The 15692-nt window shown below is 63.8% G+C and carries 20 protein-coding genes and 2 tRNA genes; 21 read left to right on the forward strand and 1 reads right to left on the reverse strand.

Annotated elements, in window-relative coordinates; all coding sequences use genetic code 11:
* Nucleotides 1-624: 624 nt before the first annotated feature.
* The 21 genes from dtd to H9X91_RS13325 all read left to right on the forward strand — a co-directional run bounded on the left by dtd (nucleotide 625) and on the right by H9X91_RS13325 (nucleotide 15239).
* Complete coding sequence (gene dtd / locus H9X91_RS13225; RefSeq protein WP_204805694.1) at nucleotides 625-1071, forward strand: D-aminoacyl-tRNA deacylase; 447 nt, start codon at nucleotides 625-627, stop codon at nucleotides 1069-1071.
* Nucleotides 1072-1090: 19 nt separating this feature from the next.
* Nucleotides 1091-1504 carry an ester cyclase gene (locus tag H9X91_RS13230; RefSeq protein ID WP_204805696.1) on the forward strand — a complete coding sequence of 138 codons (414 nt, stop codon included), beginning with the start codon at nucleotides 1091-1093 and terminating at the stop codon, nucleotides 1502-1504.
* Nucleotides 1505-1561: 57 nt separating this feature from the next.
* Nucleotides 1562-2173, forward strand: coding sequence for an MBL fold metallo-hydrolase (locus H9X91_RS13235; RefSeq protein WP_204805697.1), 612 nt, complete (start codon nucleotides 1562-1564; stop codon nucleotides 2171-2173).
* Between the two features lie 13 nt (nucleotides 2174-2186).
* On the forward strand, nucleotides 2187-3656 hold the full coding sequence (gene hemZ / locus H9X91_RS13240) for a coproporphyrinogen dehydrogenase HemZ (RefSeq protein WP_204805698.1): 1470 nt from the start codon (nucleotides 2187-2189) through the stop codon (nucleotides 3654-3656).
* 13 nt (nucleotides 3657-3669) lie between these two features.
* Nucleotides 3670-4602, forward strand: coding sequence for a uridine kinase family protein (locus H9X91_RS13245; RefSeq protein ID WP_204805699.1), 933 nt, complete (start codon nucleotides 3670-3672; stop codon nucleotides 4600-4602).
* Between the two features lie 29 nt (nucleotides 4603-4631).
* Entirely contained in the window at nucleotides 4632-5024 is a 393-nt protein-coding gene (locus tag H9X91_RS13250) for a zinc ribbon domain-containing protein (protein WP_204805700.1), read from the forward strand.
* Nucleotides 5025-5037: 13 nt separating this feature from the next.
* Nucleotides 5038-5862, forward strand: coding sequence for a purine-nucleoside phosphorylase (locus H9X91_RS13255; protein ID WP_204805701.1), 825 nt, complete (start codon nucleotides 5038-5040; stop codon nucleotides 5860-5862).
* A 63-nt stretch (nucleotides 5863-5925) separates the two neighbouring features.
* On the forward strand, nucleotides 5926-7539 hold the full coding sequence (locus H9X91_RS13260) for a putative polysaccharide biosynthesis protein (RefSeq protein ID WP_204805702.1): 1614 nt from the start codon (nucleotides 5926-5928) through the stop codon (nucleotides 7537-7539).
* A gap of 92 nt (nucleotides 7540-7631) precedes the next feature.
* Nucleotides 7632-8438 (forward strand): nucleoside triphosphate pyrophosphohydrolase, encoded by an 807-nt coding sequence (mazG, locus tag H9X91_RS13265; RefSeq protein WP_204805703.1) that lies wholly within the window; start codon nucleotides 7632-7634, stop codon nucleotides 8436-8438.
* Between the two features lie 46 nt (nucleotides 8439-8484).
* Nucleotides 8485-8784, forward strand: a complete 300-nt coding sequence (locus tag H9X91_RS13270) for an HU family DNA-binding protein (RefSeq protein WP_295692770.1) — start codon at nucleotides 8485-8487, stop codon at nucleotides 8782-8784.
* Between the two features lie 70 nt (nucleotides 8785-8854).
* Entirely contained in the window at nucleotides 8855-9100 is a 246-nt protein-coding gene (locus tag H9X91_RS13275; protein ID WP_204805706.1) for an RNA-binding S4 domain-containing protein, read from the forward strand.
* A gap of 68 nt (nucleotides 9101-9168) precedes the next feature.
* A complete protein-coding gene (locus H9X91_RS13280; RefSeq protein ID WP_204805707.1) occupies nucleotides 9169-9453 on the forward strand; it encodes a YabP/YqfC family sporulation protein in 285 nt (94 codons plus the stop codon).
* 6 nt (nucleotides 9454-9459) lie between these two features.
* On the forward strand, nucleotides 9460-10059 hold the full coding sequence (yabQ, locus tag H9X91_RS13285) for a spore cortex biosynthesis protein YabQ (protein ID WP_204805708.1): 600 nt from the start codon (nucleotides 9460-9462) through the stop codon (nucleotides 10057-10059).
* Nucleotides 10013-10222 carry a septum formation initiator family protein gene (locus H9X91_RS13290; protein WP_204805709.1) on the forward strand — a complete coding sequence of 70 codons (210 nt, stop codon included), beginning with the start codon at nucleotides 10013-10015 and terminating at the stop codon, nucleotides 10220-10222. The genes yabQ and H9X91_RS13290 overlap by 47 nt, the downstream gene beginning before the upstream one ends.
* Nucleotides 10223-10353: 131 nt before the next feature.
* Nucleotides 10354-10815, forward strand: a complete 462-nt coding sequence (locus H9X91_RS13295; RefSeq protein WP_204805710.1) for a S1 RNA-binding domain-containing protein — start codon at nucleotides 10354-10356, stop codon at nucleotides 10813-10815.
* 314 nt (nucleotides 10816-11129) lie between these two features.
* Nucleotides 11130-11678 carry a ribosome hibernation-promoting factor, HPF/YfiA family gene (gene hpf, locus H9X91_RS13300; RefSeq protein ID WP_204805711.1) on the forward strand — a complete coding sequence of 183 codons (549 nt, stop codon included), beginning with the start codon at nucleotides 11130-11132 and terminating at the stop codon, nucleotides 11676-11678.
* Nucleotides 11679-11845: 167 nt separating this feature from the next.
* A complete protein-coding gene (locus H9X91_RS13305) occupies nucleotides 11846-12529 on the forward strand; it encodes a PIN domain-containing protein (RefSeq protein ID WP_204805712.1) in 684 nt (227 codons plus the stop codon).
* A 229-nt stretch (nucleotides 12530-12758) separates the two neighbouring features.
* Complete coding sequence (locus H9X91_RS13310) at nucleotides 12759-13571, forward strand: sensor histidine kinase (protein ID WP_204805713.1); 813 nt, start codon at nucleotides 12759-12761, stop codon at nucleotides 13569-13571.
* A 123-nt stretch (nucleotides 13572-13694) separates the two neighbouring features.
* Nucleotides 13695-14759 carry a tRNA 2-thiouridine(34) synthase MnmA gene (mnmA, locus tag H9X91_RS13315; protein ID WP_204805714.1) on the forward strand — a complete coding sequence of 355 codons (1065 nt, stop codon included), beginning with the start codon at nucleotides 13695-13697 and terminating at the stop codon, nucleotides 14757-14759.
* Between the two features lie 304 nt (nucleotides 14760-15063).
* Nucleotides 15064-15150, forward strand: a tRNA-Leu gene (locus H9X91_RS13320).
* A gap of 13 nt (nucleotides 15151-15163) precedes the next feature.
* Nucleotides 15164-15239: transfer RNA gene (locus tag H9X91_RS13325), tRNA-Met, on the forward strand.
* A 184-nt stretch (nucleotides 15240-15423) separates the two neighbouring features.
* On the opposite strand, the gene H9X91_RS13330 is transcribed toward H9X91_RS13325, so the two are convergent.
* Nucleotides 15424-15692, reverse strand: a 269-nt coding sequence (locus tag H9X91_RS13330; RefSeq protein WP_204805716.1) for a site-specific integrase, incomplete at its 5' end; no start/stop codon positions are given.

Here is a 15692-nt window from a genome sequence, read left to right on the forward strand (position 1 = left end):
GTCCAAAAGAAAAGGGCGCTTGGGCGCACTCCGGTGCAGTGGCCCTCCGTGCGCACGGGAGTCGGCGTAGTGGTGCCTGCTCCGATTTTGCCTGACCTTCGGGCACGCTTGGGTCTTCTGCGATTTTTGCAGCTGCCGTCCCGTGGCGGATAGTGCGGAGGTCAACGGGGTGCAAGAACGCATTTGACCAGCTTCTCTTTCCGCGCGTTCCGCCTCGCTACGCGCTGCCCTGGCGGTCGTAGGAGCGGTTGTTTGGCCTATGCTGCAACTTTCATCAACAACCGGCCAGCGGCAGCGAAAAGAGAAGCTGGATGTATCCCAGACCTCCCCGGGCTGGAGGTTTCCCCAAGGGCCGGGCGTTTCCGTCCCTGACTGCTGCAAGGGACCGCCAACCATCCCCCGCCGGCGGCAGGAGGTCCGCGCTGGCGCGGACCGACCCGCCGAAGCGTTTTTTCTCTTTGGACCGTGCACGGCCCGTTTCTCTTTTGGCAAGACCAAAAGAGAAATGGGGGGTGCATTGCCCAGCTATCAACATAGCTGATTCCCGCGTCCGATTGGACGCACCCCACCCCCTGCGGGAGCAGGACCCCCCACTTTTAGGAAGCTACGAAAGGAATGCATTCTATGCGTGCAGTTGTGACACGGGTATCCAGCGCCTCCGTTACCATTTCCGGGAATATCAACGGCCAAATCGGCCGGGGCTTCCTGGTGCTGCTGGGTGTGGGGCCCAATGACACGGAGGAGACCGCCGACCGTCTGGCGGAGAAGATCTGTAACCTGCGGGTTTTTGAGGATGAAAACGGCAAGATGAATCGGAGCCTGGAACAGGTGGGCGGCGCCCTGCTGGTGGTGTCCCAGTTCACCCTGTACGCCGATACCTCCTCCCGCCGGCCCGGCTTCACCGGCGCCGCCAAGCCGGACGCGGCCATCCCGCTGTATGAGCGCTTCATGGCCCATTGCCGGGAGCGGGGCTTTGACGTCCAGCACGGGGAGTTCGGTGCCGACATGCAGGTGGACTCCCGGAACGACGGGCCGGTCACCATTCTCTTCGACACAGAGAGGCCCCTTTGAGGAACGGGAGGGATCCGCTATGACGCCCCAGGAACTGGTCCGGACCTTTTATGAGACCGTGGTCTCCCAGCACCGTTTGGAGGATCTGCCCCGCTTCATCGGGCCGGACTGTGTGCTCCGGCAGGGGGAGCGGACCGTTCCCCTGGGCCCTGCCGGAATGGCCCGGCACCTGACAGACCTGCGGGAGACGTACCCGGACTACACGGTCCGCATCCTCCGGCAGCACTGCGATGGCCCCTATGTCATTTCCGAATGCGTCATGGAGGGTACCCACCTGGGCCCCTGGCCCGGGACCGTTCCCACGGGAACGCACCTGACCTTCACCGGCGTGAACGTGGACCGGGTGGAGCACGGAAAAATCGTGGAGCACGGCGGGGCGGTGAACACCTTTGAGACGCTGTGGGAGGCGGGCATCATCCGCCCCACGGAGTAAATGCAGGGCATATCCCCTCGCAATTCTGATATTTTTATTTGGCAAGGGAGGTTTCCCATGAACATCAAATCCCTGATGGTTGGCCCCATCGGCACCAACTGCTATCTCCTCTGTGACGAGGATGCCAGGGCCTGCGCCGTTGTCGACCCCGGCGGGGATGCCGGCCGGGTGGCCGCCGCCGTGGCGGAGACGGGCTGCGCCCCCTGCGCCATCCTGCTGACCCACGGCCACTACGATCACACCGGCGGTGTGGCGGATCTCCAGGCCAGGTGGCCGGAAGTCCCGGTGTACCTCAACCGCCGGGACGTGTATGAGGATGCCTACACCCAGCAGCTGTTCCCGCCCCTCTCTGGAGACGTGCGGGACTACGATGAGGGGGACACGGTGGCCGTGGGCGGCCTGACGGTGTCGGTCCTGGCCACGCCGGGCCACAGCGAGGGCTCCGTCACCCTCCGGTGCGGAGACGTACTGTTCTGCGGGGACACCCTCTTTGCCGGCTCCTGCGGCCGGACGGACTTCCCCGGCGGGTCCATGGAGAAGATGATGGCCTCCCTGCGGCGGCTGGGGCAGCTGGAGGGGGACCTCCAGGTCCTGCCCGGCCACATGGAGCCCTCCACCCTGGACCGGGAGCGGCGGACGAATCCCTATTTGATCCAGGCCATGCGGTAAGGGGGAAGCTCTCATGAAACTGGAATTCCACGGCCATGACGAGCGGTACGTGGTGGAGCAGAGCCTGATGAACCTGTTCTCCGGGGAAAAGCCCGTCTATGAGCCGATCCTGCCCGGCGACGCGGACTGGGCCGTCATCTCCCTGGAGGAACCGGAGGATCTCTGCCGGGTGACCGTGTCCCTCTGCCGGGAAGGCAGGACCGCAGAGCGGCGCTATGAGGAGCCCCTCTCCGGCGATGACTTCCGGCGGGAGGGCCAGCGCCGCCACGCCGTCGGCGCCTGCTTCTTCCTGGCGGCCCGGGACCTGACCGGAGTGACGCCCCCCTGGGGGATGCTCACCGGTGTCCGGCCAGACAAGCCGGTGACCTGGGCTCTGGAGGATGGGAAGACCCCGGAAGAGGCAAAGGCCTATCTGGAAGCGCACTATTTCGTCACCCCCTCCCGGGCCGCCCTGGCTCTGGAGACCGGTGCCACCGCGGCAAAGGCCGCGAAGCGGCTGGAGAAACGGGACATCGACGTGTACGTGGGCATCCCCTTCTGCCCCACCCGGTGCGCCTACTGCTCCTTTGTCAGCCAGTCGGTGGAGCGGAGCTTCGCCCTGGTGCCCCCCTATGTGGACGCCCTGTGCGAGGAGCTCACCGCCGGGGGAGAGATGGTCCGCCGGGCGGGAGCCCGGGTGCGGACCTTCTACATGGGCGGCGGCACCCCCACCACGCTGACGGCGGAGCAGATGGACCGGGTCCTCACCGCCTTTGAGACCGCCTTTGACTGCTCCGCCTGCACGGAGATCACGGTGGAGGCCGGCCGGCCGGACACCATCACGGCGGAGAAGCTGTCGGTGCTGAAGCGCCACGGCGTCACACGGGTCTCCGTGAATCCCCAGACCTTCGAGGAAAACGTCCTGCGGGCCATCGGCCGGTGCCACACGGCGGCGGACATCGGCGCCGCCATGGACTTGGTGGCCCGGTGCGGCTTCCCCCACGTGAACATGGATCTGATCGCAGGGCTGCCGGAGGACACGGCGGAGGGCTTCCGCCGGTCCCTGGACCGGTGCCTGGCCTACGGGGCGGACGACATCACCGTCCACACCCTGGCGCTGAAAAAGGGCAGCCGGATCCTCACCGAGGGACTGCGGGTCCCGGCGGCGGAGACGGTGGCGGAGATGCTGGACTACGCCGACCCCGCCCTGCGCCGCGCCGGATACCGGCCCTACTACCTCTACCGGCAGAAGTACATGTCCGGCAGCTTTGAGAACATCGGCTGGTGCCGCCCCGGCGGTGAGTGCTGGTACAACGTGGACATCATGTCGGAGCTGTGCTCCATCCTGTCCTTCGGCGCCGCCGGGTCCACCAAGATGGTGGTGCCGGGCACCAACCAGATCCAGCGGGCCTTCAATGTGAAGTATCCCACCGAGTACATCCAGCGGCCGGAGAAGTGGCAGGCCAACCAGGCCGCCTTCGCCGCGTTTTATGAAGCACTGTGAAAGGAGCATCGCCATGGCCTATTCCCTGAAAGAGATCAATGAGGCTGTCCGCCGGGACCCCAAGGGCTTTGCCGAGGAGTGCGACGCCGCCTTTGCCAAGAAGGTGGAGACGGCGGCCCGGAAGATCGCCGACCACCGGAAGGAGTCCCACATCATCCTGCTGTCCGGCCCCTCCGGCTCCGGCAAGACCACCACGGCATTGAAGATCGAGGAGCAGCTGGAGAAGATGGGCATCCAGACCCACACCATCTCCATGGACAACTACTTCAACACCATCGACCCGGAGACGGCTCCCCGGAACCGGGAGGGGAACATCGACTACGAGTCCCCCTTCTGCCTGGACATCGAGCTGCTGAACCGGCACTTCTCCATGCTGGACCGGGGAGAGACCATCCATGTGCCCAAGTACGAGTTCGCCCGGCAGATGCGCTCCGACATCCTGTCCCAGCCCCTGAAGCTGGGGCCTGACGAGCTGGCCATCTTCGAGGGCATCCATGCCCTCAACGACATCATCGTGGGCAAGAACCCCAAGGCCTTCAAGCTGTATATCGCCGCCCGGTCCAACGTGCTGGACGAGGACGGCTCCGTGGTATTCCAGCACCCCTGGCTGCGGCTGAGCCGCCGGATCGTCCGGGACTACAAGTTCCGGGGCAGCGACGCCAACTTCACCCTGAAGATGTGGCCCAACGTCCGCCGGGGGGAGAAGCTGTACATCTCCCCCTACAAGGAGAATGCCGACATCATGTTCGACTCGTCCCTGCCGGATGAGATGGCGGTGCTGAAGCCCTTTGTGGTCCCCCTGCTGGAGGCGCTGCCCAAGGGCAAGTACGCCATTGCCGACGACATCCTCCGGGGGTATGAGAAGATCGCGTCCATGGACGAGGCGTACATCGCCCCCAATTCCCTGGTGCGGGAGTTCATCGGCGGCAGCATCTATGCCAGCTGAGCAAAACATGCGTTGGAGGTCATACAGCCATGAATGAGCGGTTGCAGGAACTGCTGGACGCGGTCCAGCGCACAGCCTCCCAGGTGGGCGGCAGCGCCGCGGACGCCGCCTACGGCGTGGGCAGGCGGGCGGGAGAGCTGCTGTCCGTCGCCAAGTTGAACATCCGGATCATGGACCTGAAGGGCGCCGTGAACACGGCGCTGCGGGAGGTGGGGGAGATGATCTACGCCACCCACACCGGCACCCTGACGGAGTCGGAGGTGCTGCTGGCAAAGCTCCAGGAGATCGATGCCCTCCGGGCGAAGATCGACCAGCTGGAGCGGGAGATCACCCGGCTGCAGGGCGGCGGGAGCTGCCCCCACTGCGGAGCCGCCGCGCAGAGCGGAGACGCATTCTGTCGGGAGTGTGGCGGAAAACTGTAAGGAGGAGACGGCCATGGAATACACATTCTCACAGTATCAGGAGAGCGCGGAGGCGCTGAAGGACCGCCTGGGGGCGTTCCGGCCCCGGTGCCTGCTGATCCTGGGCTCCGGCCTGGGATCTCTGGGCAATGAGGTGGAGGCGCCCGTTGCAGTCTCCTATGCGGACGTGCCCCACATGAAGCGCTCCACCGCCCCGGACCACGCGGGCCGCTTCGTGTTCGGCCGTCTGGCGGGGCAGGACGTGGCGGTGATGCAGGGCCGCCTCCACACGTACGAGGGCTGGTCCTTCGAGGATGTCAGCTACCCGGTCCGGGTGCTGCGGCTGCTGGGAGCGGAGACCCTGGTGGTCACCAACGCCGCCGGGGCGGTGAACACCGCCTTCTCCGCCGGGGATATCATGCTGATCACCGACCACATCAAGCTCTTCGGCGTCAGCCCCCTGTGCGGGCCCAATCTGGAGGAATTCGGCCCCCGGTTCCCGGACATGAGCCACGTCTATACGCCCCGGCTTCAGGCCGCCGCCCGGCAGGCGGCGGCGGAGCTGGACATCTCCCTGCGGGAGGGGGTCTACATGTACTTCCCCGGTCCCCAGTACGAGACGCCGGCGGAGGTCCGTGCCGCCCGGCTGCTGGGGGCGGACGCCGTGGGCATGTCCACGGTGCCGGAGGCCATCGTGGCCGCCCACTGCGGCATGGAGGTGCTGGGCTTCACCCTGTGCACCAACATGGCCGCAGGGGTGCTGGACCAGCCCCTCTCCTCTGACGAGGTGATCGCCGCCGGTCAGGCGGCGGGGCCCCGGTTCTCCGTCCTGGTGAAGGCGTGCCTGACCCGGTTATAAACGCCGGGGCCGCGCCATAGGCTGGAAACAGCCATTCTCTTCAAGTTCTGAGGTAATTGTTTCATGTCAAAACAAAAAAAGCAGTCCTTCCTGGGCGGTGCCGCCATTCTGGCCGCAGCTGTCGTCGTGGTGAAGATCATCGGCGCTGCCTACAAGCTGCCCCTAAACAATATTTTAGGGGAAGTGGGCATGTCCTATTGGGACACCGCCTATAAGATTTACAACTTTCTGCTGACCTTTTCCACTGCCGGCCTGCCGCTGGCCATCTCCAAGCTGACCAGTGAGGCCCATACCCAGGGCCGGGAGAACGAGAAGCGGAAGATCTTCCGCACGGCCATCTGGCTGTTCTTCGCGCTGGGGCTGGTGGGATCGCTGCTGATGTTTTTTCAGGCGGATCTCTTTGCCGCCTTCCTGCGGAATGAGGATGCCACCCGCCCGATCCAGGCCCTGGCTCCGGCGGTGTTCTGCGTGTGTCTGCTGGCCTGCATGCGGGGCTACACCCAGGGCCAGGGCAACATGACGCCCACAGCCATCTCCCAGGTGCTGGAGGCCCTTTGCAAGGTGGGGATCGGCCTGCCGCTGGCTTGGTATCTCCTGCATATGGGGGCCCAGATGGATGTGGGTGCTGCCGGCGCCATCCTGGGCGTCACCATCGGCACGGTGGTATCCATGCTGTTTTTAACCGGCTATCTGGCTACCCACCGGGACCGTGGCCGTGCGCTGGACGTCCCCTCCAGCAGTGGGAGGCTGGTGCGGCGGATTCTGTCCATCGGTGTGCCCATTACTCTGGGAAATTCCGCCATGAGCATCATCTCTTTGGTGGATACGAAAATCGTTCTGGGCCGCCTGCAGGATGGTCTGGGTCTGTCGCTGACAGAGGCCAACGCCCTGAACGGCCAGTATGCCACCGGCATGGTCATGCCCAACATGGTGGCGTCCTTTGTCTATCCGGTCACCATGAGCCTGCTGCCCTTTGCGGCGGCGGCGCTGGCCAGGAATGATCCCCGGGAGGCGGACCGCACCATTTCCACCGCCTTCCGCCTGCTGGCCCTGCTGGCTCTGCCGGCAGGCATCGGTCTCAGCGTGCTGGCCACGCCCATTGAGATTTTGGTGCTGCCCGCCCAGCCGGATACTGCTCTGGCGGCCGGCCCCCATCTGCAGATCCTGGGCATTGCCACGATTTTCATCTGCCTGATGGTCCTGACCAATGCCATTCTGCAAACCTACGGCAAAGAAAAGATCCCCATTTTCACCGTCATCGTGGGCGGCATCGTGAAGATCATTCTGAACTATATCCTGGTGGGAACACCCAGCATCAATATCCACGGCGCCCCCATCTCCACCCTGTGCTGCTATCTGGTGATCGTGGTGCTGAACCTGTTTTTCGTGTGGAAATATTCCCCCCAAAAGCCCAGGTACTTCCAGCTCTTTGCAAAGCCGGTTGTCGCCTCTGTCCTGATGGGCGCTGCCGCCTGGGCTGTCTATGGCTTTTTGGATCGGGCGTTTGCCGGAAGTTTTTCCGACTATCTGGCCAACGCCGCCGCCACTCTGGGCGGCATCCTGGCCGGCGTGGCAGTCTACGCCGTGCTGGTCATCGTCCTGCGGATCCTGCGGGCGGAGGATGTCCGCTCCATCCCCCACGGGGAAAAGCTTATTAAACTTCTGCACTTGAAATGAGCAGCCGCCGTCCGGCCGCACCGGCCGGACGGCGCAAATTCCCTGAAAAATCAACGGCTTCCGTGAATTTTTCTTGCAAAGGCAGGCATCTTATGGTAGAGTTTCAACATAAGGATTTTTACACCTATGAGGATTTCCTGGAGATCATGCGGCTGCTGCGCTCGCCCGGGGGGTGTCCCTGGGACCGGGAGCAGACCCACAGCTCCATCCGCCGGAATTTTCTGGAGGAGACGTATGAGGTCCTGGACGCCATCGACCGCGACGATCCCGACGGCATGTGCGAGGAGCTGGGCGACGTGCTGATGCAGGTGGCCTTCCACGCACAGATCGAAACGGAGCGGGGCCGCTTCACCATGGCCGACGTGATCAACGGCGTGGCCCAGAAGCTGGTGTACCGCCACCCCCACGTGTTCGGGGACGTGCAGGCAGATACCTCCCAGCAGGTCCTGGCCAACTGGGAGGTCCTGAAGCGCCGGGAAAAAGGACAGCGGTCCACGGCGGACGCCGTCGAGGCCGTTCCCCACACCCTGCCGGCCCTGTGGCGGGCGGAGAAGGTCCAGTCCAAGACCGCCAAGGCCGGCTTCGACTGGGAGAGCGCGCTGCAGGCGCTGGACAAGCTGGAGGAGGAGGTCCGGGAGCTCCGGGCCGCCCTGGAGGCCGGACAGGCCGCCGATGTTCCCCACGGTATCCGGGAAGAGGTGGGAGACGCCCTGTTCATGGCCGCCAAGATCGCCCAGATGTCCGGTGTGGATCCGGAGGATGCCCTCCACCGGGCCTGCGACAAGTTCGACCGCCGCTTCCGCGCGGTGGAGGAGACTGCGGACAAGCCTCTGGCGGACTGCTCCCAGGCGGAGCTGCTGGCGCTGTGGAACGACGCGAAGTCTCACGATCCGTCTTAATCGCGGGCATTCGGATCCGCGTTAGGAATATGAAAGCAAATTCATCATCATGTATAGGAGGACAACACCCATGAACAAAGCCGAACTGATCAATTCCGTCGCCGCTGCTGCCGACGTCTCCAAGAAGGAGGCCGAGGCTGTTGTGTCCGCCACCTTTGACGCCATCACCGCCGCCCTGAAGGACGGCGACAAGGTGCAGCTGGTGGGCTTTGGCTCCTTCGAGGTCAAGAAGCGCGCCGCCCGCGTGGGCCGCAACCCCAAGACCAAGGAGTCTATCGAGATCCCTGCCTCCGTGGTGCCCGTGTTCAAGGCCGGCAAGGCCCTGAAGGACGCCGTGGCGAAGTGATCAAAGCTGTTGCGGAGACTGCCGGCACTTGGTGCCGGCAGTCCTGTTTCCCAGGAGAAAGGAGGCAGCCATGCGTCTGGACAAGTATCTCAAGGTCTCCCGCCTGATCAAGCGGCGGACTGTGGCCAATGAGGCCTGCGACAACGGTCTGGTCACCGTCAACGGCAGGCCGGCCCGGGCCTCCTACGATGTGAAGGCGGGGGACCAGATCTCCCTGCGCTTCGGCCAGCGCACCGTGACGGTGGAGGTGCTGGACGTGCAGGAGACCGTGCGCCAGGCGGACGCCGGCGCGCTGTACCGGGAGATCGGCCGGTAAGCGTTCCGCCGGAGCGGCATATTCCCCGCCCCCGGCCCATATAGTTGGGACAGGGGGAGGGACGCGGAATGAACGACTTCAGCAATTCCATGCCCCAGATGGGCCACCGTCTGGAGCTGATCGGACGGGAACAGCTCACCGTCTCCGGTGTGGAGGATGTGGAGCGGTTCGATGAGACCGGTATCGTCATGTCCACCGGTGTTGGGACGCTGGTGATCACGGGAGAGGACCTGCACATCGGCAAGCTTTCCCTGGACGGGGGCGAGCTCCACGTGGACGGCCGGATCGACGCCATCTCCTATGAGGAGGGCGGCCAGGAACAGGGGGGATTCTTCCGCCGGCTGTTCGGGTGAGCCGCCATGGGCGCCGATGTTTCTCTGCGGCTGCTGGTCTGCCTGCAGGCCGGTCTGCTGGGGATGACGCTGGGCCTGCTGTACGATGTGCTGCGGGCCTTCCGCCTGCGGCTGCGCCGGCTGACAGGGGTGCTGGACATCCTGTACTGCATCCTGGCCGGGATGGCGGTGTTCCTCTTCACGCTCTATCGGGCCAGGGGGCAGATGAGCCTGTTGCTGCTGCTGGGGCTGGCAGGCGGTGCCGCGGTATTTTTCCGATTTCTCTCCCGGCCGCTGCAGCCGGTGTGGACATTCTGGGTGGATACGCTGGCCTTTTTGTTGCATCTGATCGCGATTCCCCTGCGGGGAATGGAAAGACTGTGCAAAAAAATTGCCGGACACGGAAAAAATCTCTTTTATTTTATCCGGAAATGCTATACAATAAAAACCACCAGAGGAAATCGGCGGCTTCAAAAGGGGGGCAGGCGGCGTGGCAAAGGAAAAAAAGCAGCCAAAGCGAAGATCCGGCGGCAGCATCATCACCAAGGTCCTGATCCTGGCGATCCTGGTGGCCATCGGCGTGCAGCTGCGAAGCCTCCACGTTCAGGTGCAGGACGCCGAGGCTGAGCGGGACGCCCTGGCAGCCCAGGTGGAGACCCAGCGGCAGGAGAACGACGCCCTGGCGGCGGATATCGCCGAGGGCGCCACAGATGAAAAGATGAAGGAGATCGCCCAGGAGGAGCTGGGGCTAATCTCCCCCAATCAGCGTGTGTTTTCCATCACCAATTGACCGGGATCGGGCGGCGAGGGGGGCGATCCGCCTCCCCCGCTTGTGCCGGATGCCGGTTTTTTTGAGCACAGACCGGGCCCCGCACGGCCGGACCGGGAAAAACTTATCCGGAAGGAGAAACAGTACACCATATGGAGCTTCAGGTAGGGAGCATTTTGGAAGGCAAGGTGACCTCCATCACCAAATTCGGCGCTTTCGTGGCCCTGGACAATGGGAAGTCCGGGCTGGTCCACATCTCCGAGATCGCCAACACATTCGTCAATGACGTGCATGACTTCCTGCAGGAGGGGCAGACCGTCAAGGTCCTGGTCCTCTCCGCGGAGAACGGGAAGATCAACCTGTCCATCAAGCGGACGCTGCCCAAGCCGGAGCGTCCGGCCAGGGGGCCCCGCCCCGGCGGCGGGCATCCGGCGGGCGCGCCCCATGCGGCTGCGCCGCAGCCCCGGGGACCGCGGCCCCAGCAGCCGCTGCCGCCCTCCGGCGACCAGTCCTTTGAGGACAAGCTGAAGCAGTTCCTCTCCTCTTCCGAGGGGAAGATGGCCGACCTGAACCGCAGCCTGGACAGCAGGCGCGGCGGACGGCGGCGCAGATGAGCACCTTCAGGCGCGCGGCACGGCCGCGCGCCTTTTTCCGCGCCTGCGGATAAAAAAGGGCCGCCCAGCGGCAGTGCGCTGTGCGGCCCAAGCGGGTGGGATATTGGAAAGCTTCCGAGATTATGATACACCTGCCCTGCCATCCTTGTAAATAGGAGGTTTTGCCGGATCCCGTCTGTTCTTGGCAGATCCCGTCACCTCTGAACATTTTGTAAATCCGGTCAATTCTCCCCTTTTCAAGCGCAAAGATTTGTGCTATATTGATAAAAAGGGGAGAGGTCCCCGGCCTCTCCCATACGAAAGGAGCGGTCCCTATGAAATATACCTTTGCCTGCAAGAAAGTCGCGCTGAATGATTCCATCAAGGAATACGCCCAGAAGAAGATCTCCAAGCTGGAGCGCTACTTCCGGGACGAGGATACCACCGCGTTTGTCACCTTCTCTGTGGAGAAGGACCACCTGTGCTCGGTGGAGATCACTATCCGCGGCGGCGCCACGTTGCTGCGGGCGCAGACGGAGGCTCCGGACGGGGACATGCGCGGCGCCATCGACGCCGCTGTGGGATATATCGAGCGGCAGATCCTGAAGAACAAGACCCGTCTGGCCAAGCGCCTGCGGAGCGAGGGTTTCCCCCCGCCCGCCCCGACGGACGATTTTGAGGTGACGGAGGAGAAGGAGTTTCCCATCGTCCGCACCAAGCACTTCACGGTGAAGCCCATGAGCCCGGAGGAGGCGATCCTGCAGATGAACCTGCTGGACCACAGCTTCTTCGTCTTCCGCAGCAGCGAGGACGACAGCCTGTCCATCGTCTACCGCCGGAAGAACGGCGGCTACGGCCTGATCGTGACGGACGAAGTGGAATAAGCAACGGCAGCACAAGGAACGGGCGGGACCGCATGGCGGCCCCGCCCGTTTTCCCGGCCGCGGAAACGGCAGACGATCCCTCTTGTCCTTTTTTGGATCTTCTGATATACTAGTACCGGCATTTTGCGTCTGAAGAACAAAATAATGAGGAAAGAAAGAACAATTCGATGAAAATGATTTTTTTGGTGGACGGCGACAACAACATCGGCACCGGCCTGCAGGGTATCGACCTGCTGACGGAGGAGGACACCGTCCTGGTCTTTTTCGGCAAGGGGCAGACCCTGGCCAACGTGAAGAAGCTGTGCGCCGGCACAAAGGCCCAGGTCCAGTATCTGGAGAGCGTGAAGGGCGGCAAGAACTCCCTGGACTTCCAGATCATCACGGAGCTGGGTGTCCTGGTGGGCCGGGGAGAGGCGGACTTCGCCTACGTCATCAGCCAGGACAAGGGATACGAGGCCGCCATGAGCGCCCTCCACGCACGGTACGCCTCCACCTTCCGGGAGGTGGCCCTGCGGCCCTCTATCCAGGACTGCCTGCAGGCGGCCTTCCTGCTGCGGGCCGCTGACCGGGAGGAGCTGGCGGCGGCACTGGCCCGGCAGTTCGGCCCTGTCCAGGGGCAGCTGGCCTATGCGCATCTGGAGGCATTGTTCGCCCCGCCGCCTGCGCCGGAGAAGCAGGCGCCCGCCGCCTCCAAGTCCAAACGGCGGAGAGGCGGCAAACAGACGGCCGCCCAGCCCCAGGAGAGCGCCGAACAGGCGCCCCAGGAGGAGCCGGAGCAGCCTGCCCCCGCCGCTCCCGCCAGAAGCCGCCGCAGCGGCAGCCGCCGCCGGAAGCGGCCTGCCCAGTCATAACAGATCCCGGGGAGAGGGCTGCGCCGCGCCGGCGCGGCTCTTTTCTTCCGGGCCGGCAGGTCCGGCGCCGTCCCCGAGATTCGACAAATTTCTCCGCCTTCAGACAAAGTCCTTGTTTTTGAACGCCTTTTTTGCTATCCTATTGGTGTTCGAGGCAGGCTTTACCATGGTTTGAAACGCCTGCGGCGTACATGCTATCGAAAGAGCCCGGGGCGAAAGGAGGCCGCTGATGGAAGCAGATTCCTTTGATTTTTCCGCTGTGTTTCCCAATATCGCCGCCCAGCTGCGCACCGCTTTGGGGACGCTGCATCTGGCCGCTGCACAGCTGGCCCCTGCCAAGGAGCGGGAGCAGGATCCGGCGCTGGACGAAAAGGCCGCGCTTCTGGACCAGAGCTATTATCAGCTGCTGCGCCTGGTGAACAACCTGACTGCGGCCGGTTATCTGGGGCAGGAGAGGCCATTTCCCCTCCGGGACCGGGACCTGGTGGAGACGGTCCGGGGCGTCTGTACCTGCGCCCAGGGGCTGGCAGAGCTGAAGGGGCTCCGTCTGGAATTTTGCAGCGGCGGAGACTACCATGTCTGCGCATTTCACCGCGCCTCGCTGGAGCAGCTGCTCTATCAGCTGCTCTCCAACGCCTTCAAATTCACCCCTGCCGGCGGGACAGTGAGGGTGGAGCTGAAATTTGCCAGCCGGCGGGTGCTGCTGTCGGTGGCGGACACCGGCTGCGGCATCCAGGAGGATCAGATCCCGGTCCTGTTTGACCGCTATCTGCACGACGACCTGCTGACTGCCCGGCCCCATGGCCTGGGCCTGGGCCTGCCCATCTGCCAGCATATCGCAGAGGGTCACGGCGGCACCATGATGGCGGAGTCCCGGCCGGGAAAGGGCGCCCGCTTCACGCTGTCGTTTCCGGACCGGCGGTGCGGGACCCTGGATGTCTCAGACGTGAAATTCGATTACAGCGGCGGACACAACCAGACGCTGCTGGCCCTGGCAGACGCGCTGCCTGTTCAGGCATTTTCCCACCGGAATTTGGACTGACTCCGGCCTTGGCCGGAGCCGGTCCCTCTTTTTGCATCCGGATTCCCTTTTCGGGGAAAATCGGCTACAATAGCCCTATCATCTCTTCCGGCGGCGGCCGGCGGTTTTCAGGAGGATCCTTCTATGGCACAGCGGGTTTTCGCTGCCATGAGCGGCGGCGTGGACAGCGCTGCGGCGGCACTGCTGCTGCAGCAGGCGGGCTGTGACGTCACCGGTGTGACGCTGCGCCTTCACCACTACAAGGACCGGCCGGGCCTGTGCGGCTCGGCGGACGACATCGAGACGGCTCGGTCTGTGGCCGCCGGCATGGGGATCCCCCATGTGGTGCTGGATCTGTGTGACCTTTTCAAAAAGCAGGTGATGGACCGGTTCGTGTGGGCCTATACACATGGCCGGACTCCCAATCCCTGCATCGACTGCAACCGGGAGATCAAGTTCGGCGCCCTGCTGGACTGGGCCCTGGACCAGGGGGCGGACGCCATCGCCACCGGGCACTATGCCAGGGTCCGGTTCGATGAGGCCGCGCACCGCTGGCAGCTGCTGCGGGGCGCGGACCGGCGGAAGGACCAGACCTATTTCCTCTACCAGCTGACCCAGCACCAGCTGGCCCACCTGCTGCTGCCGGTTGGGGATTATGAGAAGCCGGCTCTGCGGGCCCTGGCAGCGGCCCATGGCCTGTCCAACGCGCAGAAGGCGGACAGCCAGGACATCTGCTTCGTGCCGGACGGGGACTATGTGTCCTTCCTCCGGCAGTACGGCGGCGTGGAGCCGGTCCCCGGCGACTTTGTGGATGAGTCCGGCCAGGTGCTGGGCCGCCACCAGGGGCTGGAGTGCTACACCATCGGCCAGCGGAAGGGTCTGGGCGTCAGCGCCAACGCACCGCTGTACGTGCTGGGAAAGGACCTGGACCACGGCACGGTCCTCCTGGGCGGGGACGACCGCCTCTATACCCGGGAGCTGACGGCGGAACGGGTCAACTGGCTCTCCATCCCAGAGCCCAACGGCCCCCTGCCTGTCACCGCCAAGACCCGGTACAGCCAGCGGGAGGCCGCCGCCACGGTGGAGCCGCTGCCCGGCGGACGCATCCGCATGGTGTTTGCAGAGCCCCAGCGGGCCATCACGCCGGGACAGGCGGTGGTGTTTTACGACGGCGACCTGGTTCTGGGCGGCGGCACTATCTGCCCGTGATGCAAAAGGACGCCGCGAAAGCGGCGTCCTGTACTCCTCATCGCTGACTGGTGGTCCAGCTGTCCTGGAAGATCAGGTCATCCACATCACCGATGCCGATCATTTTGGGGTCGTTCATCTCGTTTCCTCCTTTGCATTTGGCTTCTCGGCCAGTATATGCGCTTCCCGGCGGAAAATTGCACGGAATCGGGCACCCGGCGGAAAATTTTTCTCGCCGGGAACTTACAAAAAATTTTCCAAGGTTTTTGGACTCCATGCTTGACAGAAACGGGGGATTGTGATATTCTAATTGTTGCCGACAGCTGCCGGTGTGGTGGAATTGGTAGACACAGGGGACTTAAAATCCCCCGGTAGCGATACTGTACCGGTTCGAGTCCGGTCACCGGCACCACAGAACAAAATATCGCGGGGTAGAGCAGTTGGTAGCTCGTCGGGCTCATAACCCGGAGGTCGTTGGTTCAAGTCCAGCCCCCGCAACCACAAAATCACCGCTTTCCAGCCGGAAAGCGGTGATTTTCTCTGCCTTTTTGCAACTTTTGTGGACGTCCCCATTTTCTGGACACCGGAGTGACCCAAACCGTGACCCAGACGGGGCTAAAAACGTGCCCGGAGGCGGTGTTTTTGCCTCCGGGCTCTCGCTCTTTTGGGAGAGATTTTTTGATGTTTACAGTGCCGCCGTCAGGACTTTTCCCATAGTTTTTGCCGCCTCTTTCTGGGCCGCTGTCGTGACGTGGGCATAGGTGTCCAGGGTGAATCCGGCGCTGTAGTGGCCCAGCATCCCGGACACCGTCTTGATGTCCACGCCGTTTTGAAGCGCCAGAGTTGCGAAGGTGTGCCGGAGGTCGTGGAATCGAACTCTGGGCAACCCCGCCCGCTTCAGCACCCGGTGGAGCATGTGGAGCACGCTGTCCGGTGAGATGGGTCCGCCGGTAG

The organism is Oscillibacter valericigenes, from assembly GCF_016902445.1.
Lineage (GTDB): Bacteria > Bacillota > Clostridia > Oscillospirales > Oscillospiraceae > Oscillibacter > Oscillibacter avistercoris.

Bases quoted from the DNA above. Each gene is read 5' to 3' on its own strand.
- dtd (WP_204805694.1), top strand. From the start codon at position 625: ATGCGTGCAGTTGTGACACGGGTATCCAGCGCCTCCGTTACCATTTCC.
- H9X91_RS13230 (WP_204805696.1), top strand. From the start codon at position 1,091: ATGACGCCCCAGGAACTGGTCCGGACCTTTTATGAGACCGTGGTCTCC.
- H9X91_RS13235 (WP_204805697.1), top strand. From the start codon at position 1,562: ATGAACATCAAATCCCTGATGGTTGGCCCCATCGGCACCAACTGCTAT.
- hemZ (WP_204805698.1), top strand. From the start codon at position 2,187: ATGAAACTGGAATTCCACGGCCATGACGAGCGGTACGTGGTGGAGCAG.
- H9X91_RS13245 (WP_204805699.1), top strand. From the start codon at position 3,670: ATGGCCTATTCCCTGAAAGAGATCAATGAGGCTGTCCGCCGGGACCCC.
- H9X91_RS13250 (WP_204805700.1), top strand. From the start codon at position 4,632: ATGAATGAGCGGTTGCAGGAACTGCTGGACGCGGTCCAGCGCACAGCC.
- H9X91_RS13255 (WP_204805701.1), top strand. From the start codon at position 5,038: ATGGAATACACATTCTCACAGTATCAGGAGAGCGCGGAGGCGCTGAAG.
- H9X91_RS13260 (WP_204805702.1), top strand. From the start codon at position 5,926: ATGTCAAAACAAAAAAAGCAGTCCTTCCTGGGCGGTGCCGCCATTCTG.
- mazG (WP_204805703.1), top strand. From the start codon at position 7,632: ATGGTAGAGTTTCAACATAAGGATTTTTACACCTATGAGGATTTCCTG.
- H9X91_RS13275 (WP_204805706.1), top strand. From the start codon at position 8,855: ATGCGTCTGGACAAGTATCTCAAGGTCTCCCGCCTGATCAAGCGGCGG.
- H9X91_RS13280 (WP_204805707.1), top strand. From the start codon at position 9,169: ATGAACGACTTCAGCAATTCCATGCCCCAGATGGGCCACCGTCTGGAG.
- yabQ (WP_204805708.1), top strand. From the start codon at position 9,460: ATGGGCGCCGATGTTTCTCTGCGGCTGCTGGTCTGCCTGCAGGCCGGT.
- H9X91_RS13295 (WP_204805710.1), top strand. From the start codon at position 10,354: ATGGAGCTTCAGGTAGGGAGCATTTTGGAAGGCAAGGTGACCTCCATC.
- hpf (WP_204805711.1), top strand. From the start codon at position 11,130: ATGAAATATACCTTTGCCTGCAAGAAAGTCGCGCTGAATGATTCCATC.
- H9X91_RS13305 (WP_204805712.1), top strand. From the start codon at position 11,846: ATGAAAATGATTTTTTTGGTGGACGGCGACAACAACATCGGCACCGGC.
- H9X91_RS13310 (WP_204805713.1), top strand. From the start codon at position 12,759: ATGGAAGCAGATTCCTTTGATTTTTCCGCTGTGTTTCCCAATATCGCC.
- mnmA (WP_204805714.1), top strand. From the start codon at position 13,695: ATGGCACAGCGGGTTTTCGCTGCCATGAGCGGCGGCGTGGACAGCGCT.